Origin of the sequence: Mesobacillus jeotgali (assembly GCF_002874535.1) — a bacterium.
Taxonomy (GTDB): Bacteria; Bacillota; Bacilli; order Bacillales; family Cytobacillaceae; genus Mesobacillus; species Mesobacillus jeotgali.
Genome location: NZ_CP025025.1, coordinates 3,499,616 through 3,522,954, shown reverse-complemented (window position 1 = coordinate 3,522,954; position 23,339 = coordinate 3,499,616). Strand labels below are relative to the sequence as shown.

At 44.1% G+C, this 23,339-nt stretch carries 16 protein-coding genes and 2 tRNA genes; 15 read left to right on the top strand and 3 right to left on the bottom strand.

Going from position 1 to position 23,339, the window contains the following annotated elements; genetic code table 11:
* The first annotated feature begins 5 nt into the window (after window positions 1-5).
* The 7 genes from CD004_RS17840 to CD004_RS17810 all read left to right on the top strand — a co-directional run bounded on the left by CD004_RS17840 (window position 6) and on the right by CD004_RS17810 (window position 8,943).
* Window positions 6-96: transfer RNA gene (locus CD004_RS17840), tRNA-Ser, on the top strand.
* Window positions 97-99: 3 nt separating this feature from the next.
* Window positions 100-171: transfer RNA gene (locus CD004_RS17835), tRNA-Glu, on the top strand.
* 856 nt (window positions 172-1,027) lie between these two features.
* Window positions 1,028-2,986: a 1,4-alpha-glucan branching protein GlgB gene (glgB, locus tag CD004_RS17830; protein WP_102263992.1), complete on the top strand. Its 1,959-nt coding sequence runs from the start codon at window positions 1,028-1,030 to the stop codon at window positions 2,984-2,986.
* Window positions 2,904-4,052, top strand: a complete 1,149-nt coding sequence (locus tag CD004_RS17825; RefSeq protein ID WP_102263991.1) for a glucose-1-phosphate adenylyltransferase — start codon at window positions 2,904-2,906, stop codon at window positions 4,050-4,052. Before glgB ends, CD004_RS17825 begins: the two co-directional genes overlap by 83 nt.
* A 22-nt stretch (window positions 4,053-4,074) precedes the next feature.
* Window positions 4,075-5,103, top strand: coding sequence for a GlgC family sugar phosphate nucleotidyltransferase (locus tag CD004_RS17820; protein WP_102263990.1), 1,029 nt, complete (start codon window positions 4,075-4,077; stop codon window positions 5,101-5,103).
* Window positions 5,100-6,551 carry a glycogen synthase GlgA gene (gene glgA, locus CD004_RS17815; RefSeq protein ID WP_102263989.1) on the top strand — a complete coding sequence of 484 codons (1,452 nt, stop codon included), beginning with the start codon at window positions 5,100-5,102 and terminating at the stop codon, window positions 6,549-6,551. The genes CD004_RS17820 and glgA overlap by 4 nt, the downstream gene beginning before the upstream one ends.
* Complete coding sequence (locus CD004_RS17810; RefSeq protein ID WP_102263988.1) at window positions 6,541-8,943, top strand: glycogen/starch/alpha-glucan phosphorylase; 2,403 nt, start codon at window positions 6,541-6,543, stop codon at window positions 8,941-8,943. The genes glgA and CD004_RS17810 overlap by 11 nt, the downstream gene beginning before the upstream one ends.
* A 761-nt stretch (window positions 8,944-9,704) precedes the next feature.
* On the opposite strand, the gene CD004_RS17805 is transcribed toward CD004_RS17810, so the two are convergent.
* Window positions 9,705-10,577, bottom strand: a complete 873-nt coding sequence (locus tag CD004_RS17805) for an EamA family transporter (protein ID WP_102263987.1) — start codon at window positions 10,575-10,577, stop codon at window positions 9,705-9,707.
* Between the two features lie 141 nt (window positions 10,578-10,718).
* On the opposite strand from CD004_RS17805, the gene CD004_RS17800 reads away from it, so the two are divergent.
* Window positions 10,719-11,600 carry a cupin domain-containing protein gene (locus CD004_RS17800; protein ID WP_102263986.1) on the top strand — a complete coding sequence of 294 codons (882 nt, stop codon included), beginning with the start codon at window positions 10,719-10,721 and terminating at the stop codon, window positions 11,598-11,600.
* A 258-nt stretch (window positions 11,601-11,858) separates the two neighbouring features.
* Here CD004_RS17800 and CD004_RS17795 read toward each other — a convergent pair whose 3' ends face one another.
* Both CD004_RS17795 and CD004_RS17790 read right to left on the bottom strand, forming a co-directional pair.
* The gene (locus tag CD004_RS17795) at window positions 11,859-12,623 is read right to left on the bottom strand and encodes a TraR/DksA C4-type zinc finger protein (protein ID WP_233434883.1); all 765 of its coding nucleotides are present in this window, start codon (window positions 12,621-12,623) and stop codon (window positions 11,859-11,861) included.
* Window positions 12,624-12,729: 106 nt separating this feature from the next.
* Window positions 12,730-13,662 carry a 1,4-dihydroxy-2-naphthoate polyprenyltransferase gene (locus CD004_RS17790; protein ID WP_102263984.1) on the bottom strand — a complete coding sequence of 311 codons (933 nt, stop codon included), beginning with the start codon at window positions 13,660-13,662 and terminating at the stop codon, window positions 12,730-12,732.
* Window positions 13,663-13,993: 331 nt separating this feature from the next.
* On the opposite strand from CD004_RS17790, the gene CD004_RS17785 reads away from it, so the two are divergent.
* From CD004_RS17785 to hmpA, 7 genes are all read left to right on the top strand, one after another.
* The gene (locus tag CD004_RS17785; RefSeq protein ID WP_102263983.1) at window positions 13,994-15,400 is read left to right on the top strand and encodes an isochorismate synthase; all 1,407 of its coding nucleotides are present in this window, start codon (window positions 13,994-13,996) and stop codon (window positions 15,398-15,400) included.
* Window positions 15,397-17,148 carry a 2-succinyl-5-enolpyruvyl-6-hydroxy-3-cyclohexene-1-carboxylic-acid synthase gene (gene menD / locus CD004_RS17780; RefSeq protein WP_102263982.1) on the top strand — a complete coding sequence of 584 codons (1,752 nt, stop codon included), beginning with the start codon at window positions 15,397-15,399 and terminating at the stop codon, window positions 17,146-17,148. The genes CD004_RS17785 and menD overlap by 4 nt, the downstream gene beginning before the upstream one ends.
* On the top strand, window positions 17,145-17,954 hold the full coding sequence (gene menH / locus CD004_RS17775; protein WP_102263981.1) for a 2-succinyl-6-hydroxy-2,4-cyclohexadiene-1-carboxylate synthase: 810 nt from the start codon (window positions 17,145-17,147) through the stop codon (window positions 17,952-17,954). Before menD ends, menH begins: the two co-directional genes overlap by 4 nt.
* Window positions 17,955-17,969: 15 nt before the next feature.
* Entirely contained in the window at window positions 17,970-18,788 is an 819-nt protein-coding gene (menB, locus tag CD004_RS17770) for a 1,4-dihydroxy-2-naphthoyl-CoA synthase (protein ID WP_041968025.1), read from the top strand.
* A 231-nt stretch (window positions 18,789-19,019) separates the two neighbouring features.
* Entirely contained in the window at window positions 19,020-20,510 is a 1,491-nt protein-coding gene (locus CD004_RS17765; RefSeq protein ID WP_102263980.1) for an o-succinylbenzoate--CoA ligase, read from the top strand.
* Entirely contained in the window at window positions 20,500-21,606 is a 1,107-nt protein-coding gene (gene menC / locus CD004_RS17760) for an o-succinylbenzoate synthase (RefSeq protein ID WP_407657628.1), read from the top strand. The genes CD004_RS17765 and menC overlap by 11 nt, the downstream gene beginning before the upstream one ends.
* 431 nt (window positions 21,607-22,037) lie before the next feature.
* Window positions 22,038-23,246, top strand: a complete 1,209-nt coding sequence (gene hmpA, locus CD004_RS17755) for an NO-inducible flavohemoprotein (protein ID WP_102263978.1) — start codon at window positions 22,038-22,040, stop codon at window positions 23,244-23,246.
* Window positions 23,247-23,339 lie beyond the last annotated feature (93 nt).

Below are 23,339 nucleotides of genomic sequence, written 5' to 3'. Positions count from 1 at the left end.
TTTATGGGGAAGTACTCAAGAGGCTGAAGAGGCGCCCCTGCTAAGGGTGTAGGTCGGGTAACCGGCGCGAGGGTTCAAATCCCTCCTTCTCCGCCATAAGGCCCCTTGGTCAAGCGGTTAAGACACCGCCCTTTCACGGCGGTAACACGGGTTCGAATCCCGTAGGGGTCATAAGGAAAGCTGTTAGCAATTATGCTAACGGCTTTTTTTTATTGCTTAGGAAATTATAAAATAATTTCGTTGTGGATAACTATAGGGGTTATCGTAATCCAGCTCCAGCGCCTAGCCCCTCGAGTCGCTTCGGTCCGCCCAATGTAGTCAAAGAACGACTTCAACGGTCGGCCCTCCAGCGCTTGTCGGGGCTGAACGAGCCGCTTGCGCTTTTTGTTCTGTTTCTTAAAATTTTGGAATCCACAGATTCACCAGGTATTAACTACGAATAATGCTTCTGACAAGCGACTTAAGCAGCTTGCACTAAGAAAATGAGATGTTCAAAAGGTCACTAAGAGATTTGTACCTTGTTTAGGGAAGCAAGGGAAAAAGCGGTCACATAAAGACCAGATATGTACCTGGTTAAGAGAAGAAAGAGAAGAACGGGTCACATAAGGCAGCGATAGGGGCTTCTTCTAATAGCTGGCTATAAAGAATTGCTGGATCCACATTAGTAGCAAGCCCAATCCTAGTATCCCTTACCTCGAATCACTTTCCATCACTTTCTCGACAAGATGAAAACGCTATCAACCAAAAATGTTTTTCAACTTAATATCTCTATCAATCCCAATAAAATCAACTCAACCTACAAAAAAAATATTATTCAATTTCAACTTTCGTTCTCCAAATTTCGCGTAATTGGAAGATTTAGTACATTAAAGCGCTACCATTTAGTTGGATTTGTCGAATGTGCCGATTTTATAACTACTATTGTCGAAAAATTAAGAAAATGTTTACAAGGATTTTTTTCTGGTAACTAGAATACTACTGAAAAGGGGCGTTTTCATAAGTTTTGCAGAAGGCAGGTGGAAGGATCTTGGTGATTAATCCTACAGAGTTTGAATTGCATTTATTCCATGAAGGGAATCTGTTCCAAAGCTACAATTTATTTGGAGCACATGTCATTAAAAATGGAACTGAAACATATACTCGATTTTGTGTGTGGGCTCCAAATGCGACTCAGGTAAGGCTAACAGGTAATTTTAATAATTGGGATGGAAATGGCTATGAGTTTCATAAAGTTAATCAGGAGGGGGTCTGGCAGCTCGCTCATGAGGGTGATTTGACAGGCGCCATTTATAAATATGAGATTGTAACAGCAACAGGAGAGCGATTGCTCAAATCTGATCCCTATGCTTTTTTCTCGGAATTAAGGCCAAATACGGCTTCGATTGTCTACCCAATGGACGGCTATAAATGGAATGACCAGAAATGGCTGCAAAAGCGTGAAAAGAGGAGCACACTTGGCGAGCCAATGTTCATCTATGAACTTCATGTGGGATCCTGGAAAAAGCATGATAATGGTTCGTTCCTTACATACCGTGAGCTTGTTGATGAATTGATTCCATATATTGTTGCGCATGGATACACACATATTGAATTATTGCCTCTAACTGAGCATCCGCTCGACATCTCCTGGGGCTATCAATCCACAGGTTATTTTTCAGTTACGAGTCGATATGGAACTCCTCATGATTTCATGTATTTCGTTGATATGTGCCATCAAAACGGCATCGGGGTCATCCTTGATTGGATTCCCGGGCATTTTTGTAAAGATGCGCATGGGCTGTATAAATTTGATGGCAGCTATGTGTTTGAATATCAGCGGGAGAATGATCGAGAGAACCAAGTTTGGGGGACCGCCAATTTTGACTTGGGAAAAACGGAAGTACAGAGCTTCCTGATTTCAAGTGCGCTTTTCTGGCTCGAAAAATATCATATCGATGGCTTCAGGGTTGATGCAGTGGCCAATATCATCTACTGGCCGAATTCAATCCAGGCTGCGAACCAGTATGGAGTGGGATTTTTAAAGAAGCTGAACAAAGCGGTCAAAGATTTTGAGCCGGGAGCGCTGATGATTGCCGAGGATTCGACTGACTGGCCGCAGGTGACTGCTCCTGTGGAGTATGGAGGTCTTGGTTTTACATACAAGTGGAATATGGGATGGATGAATGACACCTTGAAGTATATGGAGGAAGAATCCCATAAAAGGAAGCATATACATGATAAAGTTACCTTTTCGCTCCTGTATGCTTTTTCAGAGAATTTTGTCCTGCCTTTCTCACATGATGAAGTCGTCCACGGGAAGAAGTCGCTACTTGATAAGATGCCGGGCGATTACTGGCAAAAGTTCGCACAGCTAAGGGGTTTGCTAGGGTTCATGACAGCACATCCAGGAAAGAAGCTGACGTTCATGGGGACTGAATTTGGGCAGTTTTCGGAATGGAAGGACAAGGAACAGTTGGACTGGATGCTCCTCGATTATGAAATGCATGAAAAGATGAATCATTATAATAGGGAACTAATCAAATTGTATAAGCGGTCTAAGCCATTGTATGAGGTCGATCAAAGCTATGAAGGTTTTGAATGGATCGATGCTGATAACCGGGACCAGTCAATTTTTTCTTTTATCAGGAAAGGGAAGAATCCTGAAGAACTTCTGGTCATTGTTTGCAATTTTACAGAGAAAGTATATAGCGATTATCGAATCGGTGTACCGAAGCCTGGCGAATATCGGGAAATCTTGAACAGCGATGCTACAGTCTTTGGAGGTTCAGGCGTAATAAACAAAAAAGTTTTGAAAGCTGAAGAAATAGCCTTCCATGGAAGGCCATATTCTATAGAGATGAGTATTTCTCCATTCGGAATCTCAGTTCTACGTCCTGTTATAAAAAGAAAGGGGAGAAACAATCATGCAAAAGAAGAAATGCGTAGCAATGCTGTTGGCAGGAGGAAAAGGAAGCCGGCTGCACTCACTGACGAAGAATCTCGCTAAACCAGCTGTCCCTTTTGGCGGCAAATATCGAATTATCGATTTCCCGTTAAGCAACTGCACGAACTCAGGAATCCATACTGTGGGCGTATTGACGCAGTACCAGCCGCTCCTGCTCAATTCTTATATTGGCATCGGCAGCGCCTGGGACCTCGACAGGAAGGATGGTGGGGTGACTGTGCTGCCGCCTTATGCTGAGAGTTCTGAAGTGAAATGGTATTCCGGTACGGCCAGCGCGATTTTTCAGAATTTGAACTATCTTGATCAGTATAACCCTGAGTACGTGTTGATTCTCTCGGGTGACCATATTTATAAAATGAATTATGAGTTGATGCTCAATTACCATATCGAAAAAAGAGCCGATGTGACGATCTCAGTCATTGAAGTTCCCTGGGAAGAGACAAATCGCTTTGGCATCATGAATACAGATGCTGACCTAAGAATCACTGAATTTGAAGAAAAACCAGACGTAGCGAAAAATAATCTCGCTTCGATGGGAATTTATATTTTTAAATGGAGCGTTTTAAGGGAATATCTGATAAGAGATGATCAGAATTCTGATTCCAGCCACGATTTTGGGAAGGATATCATTCCTCTGCTAATACAAGAAAATATGAACTTATTTGCCTATCCTTTTAAAGGCTATTGGAAAGATGTTGGGACAGTACAAAGTCTTTGGGAAGCGAATATGGATTTATTGGATAAAGATTGTGAATTGAACCTGTTTGATCATTCGTGGCGAATCTACTCTGTCAATCCGAATCAGCCGCCGCAATATATTTGCCCAGAAGGAGAAGTATCAGAGTCGCTGGTCAATGAAGGCTGCAAGATCGAAGGGGAGGTTTCCAGAACGGTTGTATTCCAGGGAGTGACCGTGAAAAAGGGAGCTGTTGTAAAGGAAACTGTTATTATGCCGGATGCTGTTATTGGACACAATTGTGTGATTGAAAAGGCGATTGTATCCCCAGGAGTCTATGTGCCGGATGGAACAATTATAAAGCCGGGCGAGAGCGCGAATGACATTACACTAGTATCTGAAGAAACAATCGGAGAATTGCAATCCAATTGAACCGATTCGGGAGGAAAAAGAAATGAACAAACAATTATTAGGAGTAATAGATGCGACAACGGTTCACGATGATTTGCATGAACTGTCCATTCACCGGTCGGTGGCAGCGATCCCTTTTGGCGGAAGATACAGACTGATCGATTTTATCCTATCAAACATGGTCAACTCTGGTATCCAGAGCGTGGCGATTTTTCCTAAATTCCAATACAGGTCGCTGATGGATCATTTAGGGTCAGGCAGGAACTGGGATCTTAATCGAAAAAGGGATGGACTATTTTTCTTCCCTGCGCCTAACCTTGATAAACATTATACGGGAATCGGCACGCTCGACCACTTTGCTGACAACATTGACTTTTTTGAACGGAGTACCCAGGAGTATGCGCTGATTGCTAATTCCTATACGGTATTCAATATGGATTTCCAGCCGCTGCTAGATTGGCATATCAAATCAGGCTGCGATATCACAGAGGTACAGAAGGAAGGAAAATCACTGGGCATTTATCTTGTTAAAAAGACGTTGTTGATGGATTTAATCACGACTCGCAGTGAAACTGGCTACTCGAATATGAGGGATGTCGCCACCGACCTGGATAGCCAGTTCCATCTCTGCTATTACAACTTTGAAGGGTATGCCTCTATGGTTGATACAATTGGAAACTATTTCAGGACCAGCATGGACCTAATGAAGCCCGAAGTCTGGAAGGAGCTGTTCCCGAAGGATAGGCCGATTCTGACTAAGGTGAAGGATGAGCCGCCTACCCGATATGATGTTGATGCATCCGTAAGAAACTCGATGGTTGCCAATGGCGGAATGATTGAGGGTACTGTCGAAAACAGCATCATTGCCCGCGGGGTAAAAATCGGCAAAGGTACCGTCATCCGCAACTGCATCATCATGCAGAAGACACAAATCAAGGAGAATTGTCTATTGGATTCAGTGATTGTCGATAAGGATGCAAGAATAGAAGCAGGAACAGTGATTACAGCGCCAGCAGACTCACCGACTGTTATCCGCAAAGGTTCGGTCCAGGGAGTGGGGAGCAGCTCGTGAAGGTGTTATTTGCCGTATCGGAATGCGTCCCGTTTATCAAGTCAGGCGGACTGGCGGATGTAGCGGGATCGCTTCCGAAGGAATTGAAAAAGCTCGGAGCGGATGTCAGGGTTATTTTACCGAAGTATGGATTGATTCCTGATAAATTCCGTTCTGAAATGAAGAAAGTGAAAGAGTATAATGTGCAGTTAGGCTGGCGCTCGCAATATTGTGGCATTGAAACTCTTGAGCATGAAGGCGTTACTTTCTATTTTGTAGACAATGAGTATTATTTTAAACGAGATAGCCTTTACGGACATTATGATGATGGGGAACGGTTCGCGTTTTTTAACAGGGCTGTCCTTGAATTGATCGCAGAAACTGAATTCTACCCTGATGTCATTCATTGCCATGACTGGCATACAGGCATGATTCCATTTTTACTAAGGACGGAGTATTATAAGCGGCCCGGATACGGATTGATCAGGTCCGTGTTCACGATTCATAATCTGCAGTTCCAGGGAATATTCCCTCCAGAAGTACTTGGTGACCTACTTCAAATTGACAATCGTTATTTCAATGAAGAGCAGCTGGAGTTTTTCGGGAACGCCAATTTTATGAAAGCAGCTTTGATTGCTGCAGACCATATCACTACGGTCAGTCCTACTTACAAGGAGGAAATCCAGACAGAATTTTATGGTGAAAAGCTGGATGGCATCCTGCGTAAAAGAAGCGAAGATCTATCGGGAATCCTGAATGGGATTGATCACGATTTATATGATCCTGAAAAGTATCCTGGATTGGCTGCCAATTTCGGAGTGGACTCACTTGAAAGAAGAGTCGAAAACAAGCTTCAGGTACAGCGGGATTTCGGCTTGCCAGAAAACGAGAATATCCCTGTTGCAGCAATGATTACGAGGCTGACGAAGCAGAAGGGTCTCGATTTGGTCAGGGGAGTTTTCCATGAAATCATGGCGACGGGAATGCAGCTTGTCGTGCTGGGAACAGGCGACCCTGAGTTTGAACAATTTTTCAGGGAAATGGCCGCGCATTACCCTGAACAGTGTGGCGTATACATTGGCTTTGATGAGAATTTGGCCCATCAAGTCTACGCAGGCTCCGATTTGTTCCTGATGCCATCCAAGTTCGAGCCATGCGGGCTTAGCCAGATGATCGCGATGCGCTATGGATCAATTCCCGTTGTAAGAGAAACAGGCGGCCTGAACGATACAGTACAGCCTTACAATGAATTTACCGGTGAAGGCAATGGATTTTCCTTTGCAAACTTTAACGCCCATGACATGCTGTTTACACTTGAACGGGCGCTGTCTTTTTACCATGAGCGCGAAAAATGGCTTAAACTGGCGAAAAATGCTATGCAGACAGACTATAGCTGGGCTCAGTCTGCCAGACAATATAAGGAATTGTATTCCGATCTCATCTCAAGGAGTGAATCGCATGTTTTCTAGTGTTCCCAAGTTCAAAAATGCTTTCTTGAAAAAACTCGAGATGATGTTTGGAACCAGCTTTGAAGAAAGCACGAGCCGAGAGCAGTTCCAGACTCTCGGGCATATGATCAGGGAGCATGTGAGTTCTGATTGGATTAAAACAAATGAATTATATCGTGCCGGCGCGAAAAAGCAGGTTTATTACTTGTCGATCGAGTTCCTGCTGGGCCGGCTGCTGAGGCATAACCTGATTAATTTAGGCGTCGAAAAAGTGGTCTGTGAGGGGCTCAGGGAGCTGGGCATCGAGCTGGACCAGCTGGAGGAGATCGAAGCGGATGCCGGGCTTGGCAATGGCGGTCTCGGCCGCCTTGCAGCATGCTTCCTAGATTCCCTCGCTTCCCTTGATCTGCCTGGACACGGATGTGGCATCCGCTATAAACACGGTCTATTCGAGCAAAAAATCGTCGATGGCTATCAGGTGGAGCTTCCTGAGCAATGGCTGAGACATGGCCATGTTTGGGAGGTGCGCAAGGCGGATGATGCGGTCGAGGTCCCGTTCTGGGGTGAAATCGAAAGCAGGATGGAGAATGGGCGGCTTGTTTTCAGGCACCTGAACGCCGAGACAATCATGGCTGTACCTTACGACCTGCCTGTCATCGGCTACGAGACTCAGACAGTCAACACGTTGAGACTGTGGAATGCCGAGCCATCCAGGTTCCCGGCAAATGCAGATATTTTTAAATACAAGAAGGATACAGAATCGGTTTCTGAATTTCTTTATCCGGATGACACGCATGATGAAGGGAAAATCCTTCGTCTCAAGCAGCAATATTTCCTGGTCACGTCCAGTTTGAAGGCGATTGTGAATTCTTTTAAAAAGAAGAATAAGAGTTTGCTAGAGTTTCATGATTATGTGAGCATCCATATTAATGACACGCACCCTGCGATTGCCGTTCCAGAACTGATGAGAATATTGATGGATGAGGAAGGCCTTGGGTGGGACGATGCCTGGGACATCACCGTGCAGACGCTTTCCTATACGAACCATACGACACTGGCGGAGGCCTTGGAGAGGTGGCCAGTCAGAATCTTTAAGCCTTTGCTGCCACGCATTTTCATGATTGTCGAGGAAATTAATGAGCGTTTCTGCAAGAAGGTTTGGGAGCAGTATCCTGGCGACTGGGGCAGGGTTGAGAGCATGGCGATCATCGCCCATGACGAAGTGCGTATGGCGCCGCTTGCCATTGTCGGGAGCCACAGCGTCAATGGTGTTGCACAGCTTCACACAGAGATTCTGAAAAACCGAGAGATGAACCAGTTTTATCAGTTTTATCCTGAACGTTTTAACAACAAGACAAATGGGATTACCCACCGCCGCTGGCTGCTGAAGGCGAATCCGGGGCTGTCCGGATTGATTACCGAGGCCATTGGGAGTGACTGGGTTTCTTCTCCTCAAAAGTTGGAGGAGTTAATGCGGTATAAGGATGACTCTGTTTTCCTTGAAAAGTTGCACAGAATTAAGCAGGCCAACAAGGAACGTCTGGCAAAGCGGATTTTGGATAAAACGGGTATTCAGGTTGATACGGAATCGATTTTTGATGTCCAGGTAAAAAGGTTACATGCCTATAAGCGGCAGCTGCTGAATGTGCTGCACATCATGCATCTCTATAATGCTTTGAAAAAAGATCCTGAAGCATTGCTATATCCGCGCACATTTATTTTTGGGGCAAAGGCATCTCCAGGTTATTATTTTGCCAAAAAGGTCATTAAGCTGATTAACTCTGTTGCTGATAAGGTGAACAATGACCCCGAAACGAATGGCAAGCTGAAGGTTGTTTTCCTTGAAAACTACCGAGTGTCGCTTGCCGAAGAGATTTTTCCGGCTGCGGATATCAGCGAACAAATCTCAACTGCCAGCAAAGAAGCCTCTGGCACAGGGAATATGAAATTCATGATGAACGGGGCTTTGACACTAGGCACGCTTGATGGTGCAAATGTCGAGATCACCGATTTGGTCGGCAGGGATAATATCTTCCTGTTCGGGCTGACGGCAGAGGAAGTGCTGGATTATCAAAATAATGGCGGCTACCACTCACTCGAATATTATCACCATGATGAACGGATTCGGGGAGTGGTCGACCAGTTGATCAATGGCTTTTTCCCAGATACGGAAAACCACTTTAATGAAATCTATGATACCTTGCTTGGCCATAACGACCAGTACTTCGTATTGAGGGATTTTGCTTCCTATGCAGAGGCACACCAGGAGGTCAGCCTAAGTTACTTGGATCGAAATACATGGCTGCAAAAGAGCCTGGTTAATATCGCGAAGTCAGGTTATTTCTCCAGTGACAGGACCATCATGGAATATGCGGATCAGATCTGGAAGGTACAATCTGCTTTAAAAGTTTAAGAAGCTCCAGGCCAATCGGTGACGATTTGGCCTTTTTGCTATTTTCATTGGATTGAAAGCTGCCAGAGAATTCTATAAGCCCAAATGAGTTCGTTGAGTGTCAAAAGGTCACATAGAAAAATTCTATAGGCCCAAATGAGGTCGTAGGAACGCTAAAAGGTCACATAGAACAATTCTATAAGCCCGTATGAGGTCGTAGGTGCGTCGAAAGGTCACATAGAAAAATTCTATAAGCCCAAATGAGGCCGTTGAGCGCCAAAAGGTCACATAGAACAATTCTATAAGCCCGAATGAGATCGTAGGAGCGCCAAAAGGTCACATAGAACAATTCTATAAGCCCGAATGAGATCGTAGGAGCGCCAAAAGGTCACATAGAACAATTCTATAAGCCCGAATGAGATCGTAGGAGCGCCAAAAGGTCACATAGAACAATTCTATAAGCCCGAATGAGATCGTAGGAGCGCCAAAAGGTCACATAGAACAATTCTATAAGCCCGAATGAGATCGTAGGAGCGCCAAAAGGTCACATAGAACAATTCTATAAGCCCGAATGAGATCGTAGGAGCGCCAAAAGGTCACATAGAACAATTCTATAAGCCCGAATGAGATCGTAGGAGCGCCAAAAGGTCACATAAAAAAATTCTATAAGCCCGAATGAGGCCGTTGAACGCCAAAAGGTCACATAGAAAAATTCTATAAGCCCGAATGGGGTAAGTGAGACGCAAAGGGAACTATAGAAGCAGCATTACTTTACATTGCCTCTATAATATCAGTAACCCAGTTCCAATCGTGATCAGTAAGGCACCTGCGACGGTAGATTTTGTTGGTTTTTCTTTTAAAATGATAAAGCTCAGGATCATCGTCAAGACGACGCTGAATTTATCAATTGGGTTGACGATGCTTACCTTTCCGATTGCCAGTGCGGCGAAATAACATAACCATGAGAATCCTGTTGCGGCACCTGATAGGATTAGGAATACGTAAGATTTCCTTGAGATTTTCTTAAGCTCCTTCACAGTTCCCTGGAAAAACACAATTCCCCAGGCAAAAATAATGATTACGACTGTTCTGATAAATGTAGCCACATTTGAATCAACATCTTCAATTCCGATTTTTGCGAGGATATTGGTCAGGGCAGCGAAGACTGCGGACATGATGGCCAGAAAAATATATGATTTGGTGTTGAACACCTTCTTCTTCTGCTTTTTCTTCTTTTTGTCTTTTCCGATCAGCACAAAGGTACCAATAGATATAATGACACCACCAGCGACAACAGGCATGGTTGCAGGCTCCCTTAATACTATGAAAGATAACAGAATCGTCAATACGACACTGGCCTTATCAATAGGGACAACTTTTGATACATCGCCAATTTGGATCGCTTTAAAAAAGGCAAGCCAGGAAAGACCGGTCGTCAATCCGGAAAGGACAAGAAAGATGAATGACTTCAAAGATACTTCCATTATGTGCCCCGTTTGCCCAGTGATCACAACCATCAGGTAGGCCATAATCACAACAACGATCGTCCTGACGGCAGTTGCCAGGTTTGAATCGACATCCTTAATTCCAATTTTCGCAAGAATGGCGGTAAAGGAAGCAAATAGCGCGGCCAGTAAAGCTAAAATGATACTCATCGTTTATCTCCATTTCTAATAAGGTAATCTTAGTTTGAGATTCTGCTGCAGGAATATTCTTGTCCAAAAATCGAACAATGTACGTTTCCTGGGTACTGGGCATAGGATAGGTTGATAAAACCTGTGAAGGGAATGAGCTAATTGTATAACGTTCCATCCTATTCCTATCCATATTATGTTAATTCTTCAGTATATAGCCCAAGATCCAGCCAAAATAGCCATCAGCAAGTACTTGAAGCGCTGCTTGCTGGAATAAAAGGGGAAGCTTCAGCAGTTGATTTTTATAGCAGCCTGGCGGAATCTGCGCCAAACCAGAGACATAAGAAAGCGATAATGAAGGCGTTAGAGGATAAGCAAGTTCACTTAAAACAATTTACGGACCTGTTTGTCACACTTACGGGACAAACGCCGCAGTACCAAATTGAACAAGTGGAATTCGAATCTTATCAGGAAGGCTTGCAAAAGGCATATGAAGCAGAAGTTGAAGATTATCACGAATATCGTAACAGTTATTTGCTGACTCAGTATCTTCCATTAGGCAATGTCTTTTTTCGGGCATTTGCAGATGAGATCGAGCATGCTACAAGATTCGGCTGTTTAAGGCAAGAAGGGCACAGGCCATTAATGGATAATGGAAAGCAGCCTTTTATCATAAATATTGAAGACGCTACCTTGCAGAACGAGACATTCCGTACAGCGATTTGGACAGGTAACAAGCTTCAGGTGACAGTGATGAGCATCGATGTCGGCGAAGATATTGGTCTGGAAGTCCATGAAACCGGGGATCAATTCATCCGAGTGGAAGAAGGAGAAGCACTCGTACAGATGGGGGACACTAAAGATAATCTGGATTTTGAGTCCAGAGTATCTGATGACTTTGCGATCATGATACCTGAAGGAAAGTGGCATAACGTAACCAATATAGGCGATACAAAGCTTAAGGTATATGTTATTTACGCACCACCTGAGCATCCATTTGGAACTGTCCACGAAACAAAAGCAGATGCTGAAGCTGCCGAGTAAATATTGAATACAGGGATTGGAGAGTAACAACTCCAATCGTTTTTGTTTTACCGTATAATATGGAAAATTTTTGAGCACTAATCGTTGCTAATATCGTCTCCTATTAGCTTTATTAGTAGTTATATTTTACATAATATAACATTTTGAACTCATCTTCCTTATTTTGTGATTTATGATACCAATACATTTGTTTGTTCTATAAATTCCTCTCAAAAAATAGCCTCAGTTAAACAGTTAACTGAGGCTGTTGTCTATTCCTTATTTCTTTTTCTTATCATCATCAATATAACTGTCTCTCTCTTTATAAGGGATATCTCCTAGCTCGGATTCGATGCCTGCTTCGTCAAGCATGTCCTCGTAATCCTCCTCGGTATCACTCTGGAGTACTTGCCGGTCATCACCTTCAATGTCAGTAGCGCTAAAGGATTCAAAGTCTTCTGTGAACCCTCTTTCTTTTTCATTATCAATATAGAGCTTGTTATAATCTTCATGATCACCTGTAAGGTCAGATGGTGTTTCAGATGTACCGAATTCAGCTACATCATTAAAGCTGTTCCGGTTATCGGCCATTTCCTCGTTTTGCCTGCGATTGAAATCGGCTTCATGGGTATATTCAAGGACATCTTCTTCAGCTGGACGGTCATTTGAAAGAGTTTGTTCGGCGGAGTGCTCGACGCAATATAAAGTATAAGGTACTGCTTCAAGTCGCTCAAAAGGAATTTCTTTACCGCACTCCGCACATTTTCCGTATGTGCCATTCTCAATTGCCTCCAAGGCCTGATCGACTTTTTCAACTTGTGTATCAAAATGCTCGTCCATCGCCAGATTTTTGCTGCGCTCAAACAGCTCTGTCCCGCTGTCCGCAGGATGGTTATCGTAGGAAGAAAGTTCTCCTGTCGCTTCCCGCTGGCTGCCTTCCAGATAGCCATTCTCTTCATTGTTATCTATTTGTGAATTAAGCGTTTCTTTTTCATTTATAAGTGTTTGCTTCAGTTGGTTAAGCTGTTCATTTTTCAGCATCATTACACATCCTTAGTTTTGATTCGTATCATACGTACTAAATACCCGCTCGTGATTTTAAGAAACATAGAAAAAGCTTCCGCCAAAGGCAGAAGCTTCTCGAATGTGACTATATTAAACTGATGAAAATCCCTACTGATAGAAGCAAGCCGAAAATGGTGTTGGTCTTTGCTGTGTTAGCCATAGCCGGCATCATTTGCAACGGATTGGATTTACCGATGAAGCCTTTCGTTGCTTTTACAGCCTTCGGAATGCTGAGGGCAACAATCGCAAGCCATGGTGAAACGACTCCAGCAATGATTAAGCCGATTACCCATGAGTAGGATACGATGAACATACCCGCCAGCAGTTTGATGGCGCCTTTTCGTCCTAGCAAAATCGCCAATGTCTTCCGGCCAAATTCCTTGTCTCCATCAAGGTCGCGAATATTATTCGCAAGCAAGATCGCTCCGACTAGCAAGAAGCTAGGGAACGAAACAAGTACACTAGTTGGAGTGACAGTGCCAGTCTGGATGTAGAAAGAAATAAGGATGATCAGTACACCCATGAAAAAGCCTGCGACAAGCTCACCAAAAGGAGTGTAGGCAATCGGCAATGGACCGCCTGTATAAAGATATCCTGCTGCGAGGGAAACGACGCCGACAGCAGCGACCCACCAGCTGGTACTCATGCAAATATATACCCCAAGAAGGACTGAGATTCCATAAAGGGCAAAGGCAAGATTCAACACCGTTTTAGGCTTTATGCCATGACGGACGATCGCTCCGCCGATCCCAACGGAATTCTCATTATCAAGACCGCGTTTAAAATCATAGTACTCATTGAACATATTCGTTGCTGCCTGGATTAGCAGGCTTGCTATTAACATTGCGAGGAACATTCCCCAATGAATTCCACCGCTGTATTCGATCGCTAAAGCAGTCCCTAAAAGGACAGGGGCAAATGCGGCAGTCAAAGTGTGCGGCCTTGTAAGCTGCCACCAGACTCTCCAGTCTGCGCCATTGACTGCTGGTGAAGAACTAGGCTGAAGCTGTGGTTGCATAACTAATTCTCTCCCTTATATATCAATCTATCAAACCTTAATATTTTATCTAAATGAGCCAAAATTGTCAAAAAGACCTTTCATATCTAGGCTAAATTACCTTACAATTATAAGTGTAGATATTCACATAAACACTGTCAATTAGTATTTTCGCGTATAATGAGGATGGATTTTCCAGATTGCCTCTGGTGTTTGCGTGTAATATATAATAAGGATATTAACAGGTTAAGAAAGCCCGCCATCATTGACATCGTGATGTATGAGGTGTATCTTAAAATAAGCTTGAAAACGTTGTGATAACAGATGAGAGGCTGTTATTGGGGGGATAATTTTGGTTGCCATTCAGGAAACGGAACTTAGACAGGGAATTCTTGATGCGATTGAGCGAGCCAAAGGACAATCTCAGTCGATTTTGGTCAGCGAGGTCCATAAAATAGATCGTATAGATCCTTTTTATTTTTTTGCTTCAGGCAGGGAAAAGTTTTTTGGAGAACGCTTTTTCTGGAAGGATCCTGAAGGGGAACACTTCCTAACTGGATTGGGTATATGCGGACAAATACAGTCGGATCAGGAAGCTGACCGCTTTTTTCATGTTGAAAAAGAGTGGAAGCGCTTCATGGATACAGCACTGGTTTTTAATAAATACAATGTAAATGGAACGGGACCTTCTATGTTTGGCGGATTTACATTTGATCCACTGAAGAAGAAAACAGGGTTATGGTCCAAGTTTTCGGAAGCTCTTTTCCACATTCCGAAATATATGCTGACTATTGTCAAAGGGGAGGCGTACTTTACAACCAATGTAGTCTGCACCCAGCATGACGATATGTCACTTTTTGATAAAGTCACAAAGGAGAGGGAAGGTGTACTTTCGAAGGCTGGACAGAAACCAGCACTAGCCAGGCTTGATCTTAAAGATATTATCGAAATTAATCCTGAGGCATGGAAGCAGACTGTCACAGATGTTGTAGACGGTTTTGAAAAAAGCGAACTGAAGAAAGTCGTGCTTGCGAGGGAGTTGCGTCTTCATTTTACAAATGAAGTCCAGTCAGAAAGTGTCCTGGCGAATCTACTTGAGAATCAGCAAGAAAGCTTTACTTTTGCCTTCGAATCCAATGGTGACTGCTTTATTGGGGCTTCTCCTGAACGGTTGGTCAAGAAGGATGGAGCAAGCCTGTTTTCAGCCTGCCTGGCCGGTTCAATCGCCAGGGGCAGCACTCCTGAAGAAGATAAGAATCTCGGTGAAGAGCTTTTAACAGACGAGAAAAACTTAATAGAGCATCAATATGTAGTCGATATGATTAAGGGAGCGATGGAAGAAACCTGTGATGAGGTGCTTCTTCCTGAACAGCCTGTATTGATGAAAATGAAATATATACAGCATTTGTATACACCTGTAATCGGCAAGAACCGGGAAGGTACATCACTTCTTCATTTAGTAAACAGACTTCACCCGACTCCTGCACTGGGCGGCTTGCCGAAGCAGGCAGCGATCGTGAAAATCAGGGAAATTGAACAATTGGACAGAGGTCTTTATGCAGCTCCGGTTGGCTGGATGGATTATCAGGGAAATGGTGAATTTGCCGTAGCGATCCGCTCAGGACTGATTCAGGGGAATGAAGCTTCGCTATTTGCAGGCTGCGGCATTGTGGCAGATTCTAATGCCGAAAGCGAATATAAAGAGACTAGCATCAAGTTCAGGCCGATGCTTACAGCACTTGGAGGAAAGATCACATGAGCCACCAGGAAGGTTTAACAGCATATATCGCAGCATTCGTTTCGGAATTATCCAAATCAGGAGTGGAGGATGTTGTCATCAGTCCTGGTTCGAGGTCAACGCCTATGGCACTGGTGATGGCTGAGCACCCAGACCTGCGCATCCATATACAGGTCGATGAACGATCTGCTTCATTCTTCGCCCTTGGGATTGCGAAGGCCACTCGAAAGCCTGTCGCTTTGCTTTGTACGTCAGGAACAGCTGCTGCGAATTACTATCCAGCGGTGATTGAAGCCAGTATTTCAAGGGTTCCATTGATTGTCCTGACAGCAGACCGTCCGCATGAATTGCGAGATGTTGGTGCCCCGCAGGCCATTGACCAGATCCATCTGTACGGCAAGAATGTAAAATGGTTTGTCGAAATGGCACCGCCGGAAAAAACGGAGGATATGATCCGCTATGCTCGGACAGTTTGCGGAAGGGCAGCCGCTACCGCATCTAGTTATCCACAGGGACCGGTCCATTTGAACTTCCCATTCAGGGAACCGTTGATTCCTATTATGGATGAAAACATGTTCGAGCTGCCTGAGCGCGTTGGCGGTTATGTGGAAATTGAGACAGGTCACCTCAGTTTATCTGATCAAACGTTTGCTGCAATCAGTGAGGATATTGCTTCATATACGAATGGGGTTATTGTTTGCGGACAGCTAGACAACAGCGAATTTACAGGTGAAGTCATTGCCCTTGCAGAAAAATTACAATTCCCGATAATTGCTGATCCACTTTCACAATTGCGAAGCGGAGAACATGATGGCCAACACATCATTGATGCTTATGATGCGTTTTTAAGGAATGAAGATGCGAAGGAAGCATTGAAGCCTGATGTTATCATCCGGTTTGGAGCAATGCCAATCTCAAAAGCTCTGACTATATTTATAAAAGAAAACCGGACTGCCCGACAATTCGTTGTCGACAGCGGCGCCGGGTGGCGTGAGCCTACGATGTCGGCTTCTGAAATGCTATATTGCGATGAAGCTTTATTCTGCAAAAAAATCAGCGAGGCCGCTGTACCAGCAGGCAAGTCTGACTATCTGCAAAAATGGCTTACTATAAATGAACTGGCAAAAGAACAGTTAGCTGCTATTTCTCAAGTTGAGGACTTAAGTGAAGGGAAGCTATTCCAGCAGCTCACTGAAATGCTGCCGGAAGGCTCAACATTGTTTGTCGGCAACAGCATGCCAATCAGGGATCTTGATTCGTTCTTCCTATTAAATAAAAAAAATATAAAGGTCATGGCAAACAGAGGAGCGAACGGTATAGACGGTATCGTTTCTACCGCACTTGGAGTAGCCAGCGTATCGCAGCCATGCTACCTTGTATTGGGCGATCTGACATTCTATCATGATCTGAACGGATTATTGGCTTCAAAATTATATAATATCGATATAAATATTTTGCTGATCAACAATAATGGCGGCGGAATCTTCTCATTCCTGCCTCAGGCAAAAGAACCGAAGCATTTTGAAAAGCTTTTCGGTACACCTTTGGACCTGGATTTCAGCCATGTTGTCGAAATGTACAACGGGAAATATGATTTAATCAAAGATTGGGAGCAATTTTCAGAGACTTTTGCCAAAAACCAAGAGGTTGGCGGCTTAAAAGTGATGGAAATCAGGACAACAAGGGATTCCAACCTGAAGGAACATCGAGATTTGTGGAATTCTGTTTCCCGGGAAATAACTACTATGCTAAAAGGTGACACAAAATGAAAACCATGATTAACGGCGTACGATATCATGTCGAGCAGTGCGGTGATGGTTTTCCCCTTGTGTTGCTTCATGGTTTTACAGGTGCGGCTTCCACTTGGAGGCCGTTTTGTCCTATGTGGGGACAACATTCAAATATGTTGATGGTCGATCTTATTGGCCATGGGGAGACTGAATCGCCAGGCGATATGGCGCGATATGACATCAAGAAAGCCGCTATGGATTTAAAGGTGCTGCTAGACCAGCTGGGCATCGAAAAAGCGGATTTCCTAGGATACTCAATGGGTGGCAGGACGGCAATCACTTTTGCCAGTCTGTATCCTGAGAGAGTAAGGAAGCTGGTGCTAGAAAGCACGACACCAGGTTTGGTCAATTCAGAAGATCGTGAAGCGAGAATTCAACAAGATCACAAGCTGGCAGATAAAATCGAGAATGAAGGCCTTGAGAGATTCATTGATTTTTGGGAATCGATCCCGCTTTTTCAGTCACAGTTGAATCTTCCAGCAGAAGTAAGGGAACAAATAAGAAGTCAAAGGCTGAGGAATGACCCCGTCGGATTGGCTAACAGCCTGAGGGGAATGGGGACAGGTGCCCAGCCATCATGGTGGGACAAGCTAACGACTTTTGCTTTCGAGACACTTTTGATTACTGGTGAACTGGATTATAAGTTCTGTAAAATAGCTGCTGACATGGCTTTAAAGCTTCCAAATGCAAAACATTTGTCGATAATTGATTGTGGCCATGCAATTCATGTGGAAGAACGTGAAAAATTTGGTACAATAGTAAGTGAGTTTTTGTCGAATACATAATAGGAGGTTGTCTTTATGACAGTTGAATGGGTTTCAGAACGCAAGTACGAAGATATTCTGTATGAAACATATAATGGCATCGCCAGAATCACTATTAACCGCCCGGAAGTGCGCAATGCATTCCGCCCTAAAACGGTTATGGAATTGATCGATGCATTTGCTTATGCACGTGATGATGCCAGTGTTGGAGTAATCGTCCTGACTGGTGCTGGAGATGATGCATTCTGCTCCGGTGGAGACCAGAAAGTGCGCGGACATGGGGGATACGTTGGTGAAGACCAAATTCCACGCTTGAATGTCCTTGACCTTCAGCGCTTGATTCGTGTGATTCCTAAGCCGGTAATTGCTCAGGTTAAAGGTTACGCAATTGGTGGGGGACATGTTCTTCATGTAGTATGTGACCTTACAATTGCAGCAGATAATGCGATTTTCGGCCAGACAGGACCAAAAGTAGGAAGCTTTGATGCTGGTTACGGTTCAGGCTACCTTGCTAGAATCGTCGGCCACAAAAAGGCTCGCGAAATCTGGTTCTTATGCCGTCAATACAATGCCCAGGAAGCTTTGGACATGGGTCTTGTCAACACAGTTGTACCTCTTGATCAGGTTGAAGAGGAAACACTCAAGTGGTGTGAGGAAATTCTTGAGAAGAGCCCAACAGCACTTCGCTTCTTGAAAGCTGCCATGAATGCAGACACTGATGGACTTGCTGGACTTCAGCAAATGGCAGGAGATGCAACGTTGCTTTACTACACAACAGAAGAAGCGAAAGAAGGCCGCGACGCGTTCAAAGAAAAGCGCAAGCCAGACTTCGGACAGTTCCCAAGATTCCCTTGATTTAGTAACACTAAAAGAGAGTTTAACCTTTTACACTAAGATTTGTGTCTAGTTCCAGCGCCTAGCCCCTCGAGTCGCTTCGGTCCGCCCAATGAAGTCACAGAACGACTTCACCAGTCGGCCCTCCAGCGCTTGTCGGGGCTGACCAAGGCGCTTGCACTTTTCTTATTTACAAACAGCTTGATGGACATCCATCAAGCTGTTTTAGTATGTAGAGAAGAGGTGACATCCATGACTGAAACCATGCCAAACTGGCTGAAAAAGCGGGCAGATTTGTCTCCTGACCGCGAAGCACTGATTTTCGAAGGGAATACATATACGTTTAAACAAGTTTTTGAAAAGGCTAAGTCCTTTTCATCAAAGCTGGGCGCACTAGGTCTGCATAAAGGTGAAACAGCAGCGGTGCTGTTTTCGAATCAGGCTGAATCTGTGTTTATTTTATACGCCTTGCAAATGGCTGGAATCAGGACGGTTATTTTGAACAATCGACTTACATCTGAAGAGCTGTCATGGCAGCTTGGTGACAGTGAAGCGAAAGTACTGTTATATGAGAATCGCTTTAATGCTAAAGTTTCAGAGATTGATTATGACATAAGAAATATTAGTACAGATGAATGGAGCCAGTTGCCAGAGAAGACTGTCTCTATTCTTGAAGAGTACAATTTGGACGAAGTAACGACGATCATGTATACATCAGGCACGACCGGCAATCCGAAGGGTGTCATGCAAACTTATGGCAACCATTGGTGGAGTGCAAACGCGTCAGCTCTCAATCTTGGATTGCATGAACATGATAAATGGCTTTGCGTTGTCCCTATCTTCCATATTAGCGGCTACTCTATTTTGATGAGGAGCCAGATATACGGAATGCCAGTTATTCTTCATTCATCGTTTGAAGAAAAAAAGGTAGTTGAGGATATTCAGAAATATCAAGTTACGGTGATGTCTGTGGTCAGTACGATGCTGAGGAGAGTCCTCGCGGAGCTTGGCTCTGAAAAACTGCCGGACTCCTTCCGGTGCATGCTGCTAGGCGGCGGGCCTGCTCCGCTGCCTTTGTTGGAATCCTGCATAGATAAAGATATTCCTGTGTTCCAGACATATGGAATGACGGAAACATCGTCACAATTTGCAACCTTGTCTCCGGAGTACAGCATTCAACGCCTCGGTTCTGCCGGTAAAGCTTTATTTCCTAACCAAATCCGGATTGTCGATTCAGATGGGCAGGATGTTCCACAGGGAGCTGAGGGAGAGATTCTTGTTAAAGGTCCAAATGTGACGATTGGCTATTTGAATCGTCCGGATGTAACTGCTGATAAAATCCGGGATAACTGGCTTCACACCGGTGATATCGGCTATTTGGACAGTGAAGGCTTCCTTTATGTCCTTGATCGCCGTTCAGATTTAATCATATCAGGAGGAGAAAACATCTATCCTGCTGAAATTGAAGGCGTACTGCTTTCGCATCCCGGGGTTTCTGACGCGGGAGTGATTGGGACACCAGATGAAAAGTGGCAACAAGTGCCTGTGGCTTTTATTGTGAAAAGCGATTCAGGAGTTTCCGAAGAGGCATTGCTGGCTCTTTGTGAAGAGAAACTCGCAAAATACAAGCTTCCGAAAAAATTCTACTTTGTTGAAGACCTGCCAAGAAATGCCGCGAAAAAATTATTAAGACGCAAACTGCGAGAGTGGCTTGAAGCGGAGGAGGATGGCATTGGACATTAAAGGTGTTAAACTATCAATCGTCAAAATGCCATTGAAAAACCCGTTCACCACCCATTTAGGTTCAGTGACAGAGAGAGAAGCGATTATCGTCGAGATTGAGGACCGAACTGGTTTTATTGGCTATGGTGAAGGTGTCGCCTTTTCATCACCATGGTATACGGAGGAGACCGTCCAGACTTCATACCATATGCTAAAGGATTATTTAGTTCCTCTTTTAAAAAAGAAAGCGATCAGCCATCCAGATCAGGCCTTAGCATTGTTCAGTTCCGTGCGGAGAAATCATATGGCAAAGGCTGCGCTGGAAACAGCACTTTGGGATTTGCAGGCGAAAAAAGAGGGCGTCCCGTTATCCATCCTGATTGGCGGCGGCATGGAATCCATCCCTGCAGGTGTCGTTGTAGGCAATCCCAATCTACAGGAAGCAATCAAACAAATTGAAGGCTATCTAGAGCAAGGCTTCAAACGGGTAAAAGTAAAAATCAGTCCGGAAGATGATTTTCACTATATCTCAGGAATACGCAAGCAGTTCCCTGACCTCCCGTTAATGGCGGATGCCAACTCGGCATATGCTTTGGAGGATGTGGACCGTTTGAAAGCCCTGGATCAATTCGGCCTGCTGATGATCGAGCAGCCCCTGGGATATGATGACATTATTGACCATGCCAAGCTGCAATCTCAAATAGAGACGCCTATATGCCTTGATGAAAGCATCGTCACTTTTGACGACGCAAGGAAAGCAATCGAGCTTGGCAGCTGCAAGGTAATCAATATTAAAATTGGACGAGTGGGCGGCATAGGTGAAGCAAAGCGAATACACGACTATTGTGTTTCTAAAGGGATTCCAGTGTGGGCAGGTGGGATGATTGAATTTGGGATCTCGAGAGCACACAATATCGCTCTCGCATCGCTTCCAGGCTTTACGATTCCGGGTGATATCTCCGGTTCAGACCGCTATTGGGAAGAAGACATTATCCAGCCGGAAATCACGGTTCATAATGGAATGGTCAAAATGCCAGAGCGTCCAGGCATTGGCTTTGAACTGAATAACAAGCGCATGAAGGAAGTTACTATTTTTGAAGAACGTTTTGAATTTTAAAGTGGAGGAGCACTGCTTAGGCAGTGCTTTTGTTTGTTTTAAAACTGGAAAAAATCAGCGTGAATTTCCAATTCGCTATAAAAAGTTGATTTGCGCTATAAAAGTTAAAAAGTCGCTATAATAATCAAAAAGTCGCTATAAAAATGAAAAAATCGCTATAAAAACGAATTTTCCGCTATAAAAAGTTTTGCCGCTCTTTTTGATGAATGCTTTGATCGCTATATACTATCATGTTTCGGTTAAAAAGGTACTTTTGCCACGTAATGACTTAAATTGAAGCTGATCCCTGTGAAAAACCCTAGCTGAAAAGTACTATTTTGCGATAGTGTGATTTGAATCACTTAGTCTGCTGAAGTATTTTATTATAATCACTATGGGAATGAGGTAAATAAGCCTCGACGAGAAGAGATAGACATAGGGGAGTGTTTATTATGCTAGATCAAAAAACAATTGAAATCATCAAATCTACAGTGCCGGTGCTTGAAGTTCACGGTGAACAAATCACGACAGTATTCTATAAAACGATGTTTGAAAACCATCCAGAGCTTTTGAATATTTTTAACCATGCGAATCAGAAGCAGGGCAGACAGCAGAGAGCGTTGGCTGGAACTGTATATGCAGCTGCAAAATACATTGACAATCTTGAAGCCATTCTTCCGGTTGTAAACCAGATTGCCCACAAGCACCGCAGCCTTGGCATCCTGCCTGAGCATTACCCGATCGTAGGGAAGCATTTGTTGATTGCGATCAAGGAAGTGCTAGGAGATGCAGCTACTGATGAAATCATCAATGCCTGGGCAGAGGCATATGGTGTAATTGCGGACGCGTTCATCTCTGTGGAAGCGGAAATGTATGGTGCAGCAGCGAATCAAATAGGAGGATGGGATGGCTTCCGTCCATTTATTGTTGCGAACAAAGTCGAGGAAAGTGAAGTCATCACGTCATTTTACCTGAAGCCTGTAGATGGAAAAGAAATCGCTGCTTTCAAGCCAGGACAGTATATCAGCGTCAAGCTTGAAATCGAAGGAGAAGATTTCACTCATATCCGCCAGTACAGCTTGTCTGATGCACCAGGTAAAGACTACTACCGCATCAGCGTTAAAAAGGAAGCCGGCATGGAAACTCCTGATGGCAAGGTATCCAATTACCTTCACAATACTGTAGAAGAAGGAGAAGTGTTACAAATAAGCGCGCCAGCAGGAGACTTCTTCCTTGATACAGAAAAAGATACTCCGGTTGTCCTGATTAGCGGCGGAGTTGGCTTGACTCCAATGGTCAGCATGCTTAACACAGTAGCAGACCTTCAGCCGGAAAAAGAAGTTACCTTCATCCATGCAGCACAAAACGGCAAAGTCCATGCACTAAAAGATGAAGTCGCAAAGACAGCGGCAAAAGCAAAGGTGAATTCAGTGGTATTCTACGATCAGCCAACTGAAGAAGACCGCCAGAATAACAGCTATGATGTTGAGGGCTACGTAACGAAGGAATGGCTAAAAGAAAACGTGAATCTTGAACAATCAGACTTCTATTTCTGCGGCCCGGTAGCATTCATGAAAGCAATCAACGCAGCGTTAAAAGACCTTGGCGTCACAGAAGACAGAATTCACTTCGAATTCTTTGGACCAATGGCAAGTTTATAGGCATAATACAAACGAGCACCCTTTAACATTGATAACGGGTTTACTTCAGAGGTGCAAACAAGTAAAACACAAAGCAAATCGCACGGATTCTCA

What these genes read in the sequence shown, in the direction of transcription:
- hmpA (WP_102263978.1), top strand. Translation starts at nt 22,038, where the DNA reads ATGCTAGATCAAAAAACAATTGAAATCATCAAATCTACAGTGCCGGTG.
- menB (WP_041968025.1), top strand. Translation starts at nt 17,970, where the DNA reads ATGACAGTTGAATGGGTTTCAGAACGCAAGTACGAAGATATTCTGTAT.
- CD004_RS17805 (WP_102263987.1), bottom strand. Translation starts at nt 10,577, where the DNA reads ATGAGTATCATTTTAGCTTTACTGGCCGCGCTATTTGCTTCCTTTACC.
- CD004_RS17790 (WP_102263984.1), bottom strand. Translation starts at nt 13,662, where the DNA reads ATGCAACCACAGCTTCAGCCTAGTTCTTCACCAGCAGTCAATGGCGCA.
- CD004_RS17765 (WP_102263980.1), top strand. Translation starts at nt 19,020, where the DNA reads ATGACTGAAACCATGCCAAACTGGCTGAAAAAGCGGGCAGATTTGTCT.
- menD (WP_102263982.1), top strand. Translation starts at nt 15,397, where the DNA reads ATGAGCCACCAGGAAGGTTTAACAGCATATATCGCAGCATTCGTTTCG.
- menH (WP_102263981.1), top strand. Translation starts at nt 17,145, where the DNA reads ATGAAAACCATGATTAACGGCGTACGATATCATGTCGAGCAGTGCGGT.
- CD004_RS17825 (WP_102263991.1), top strand. Translation starts at nt 2,904, where the DNA reads ATGCAAAAGAAGAAATGCGTAGCAATGCTGTTGGCAGGAGGAAAAGGA.
- CD004_RS17795 (WP_233434883.1), bottom strand. Translation starts at nt 12,623, where the DNA reads ATGATGCTGAAAAATGAACAGCTTAACCAACTGAAGCAAACACTTATA.
- CD004_RS17810 (WP_102263988.1), top strand. Translation starts at nt 6,541, where the DNA reads ATGTTTTCTAGTGTTCCCAAGTTCAAAAATGCTTTCTTGAAAAAACTC.
- CD004_RS17820 (WP_102263990.1), top strand. Translation starts at nt 4,075, where the DNA reads ATGAACAAACAATTATTAGGAGTAATAGATGCGACAACGGTTCACGAT.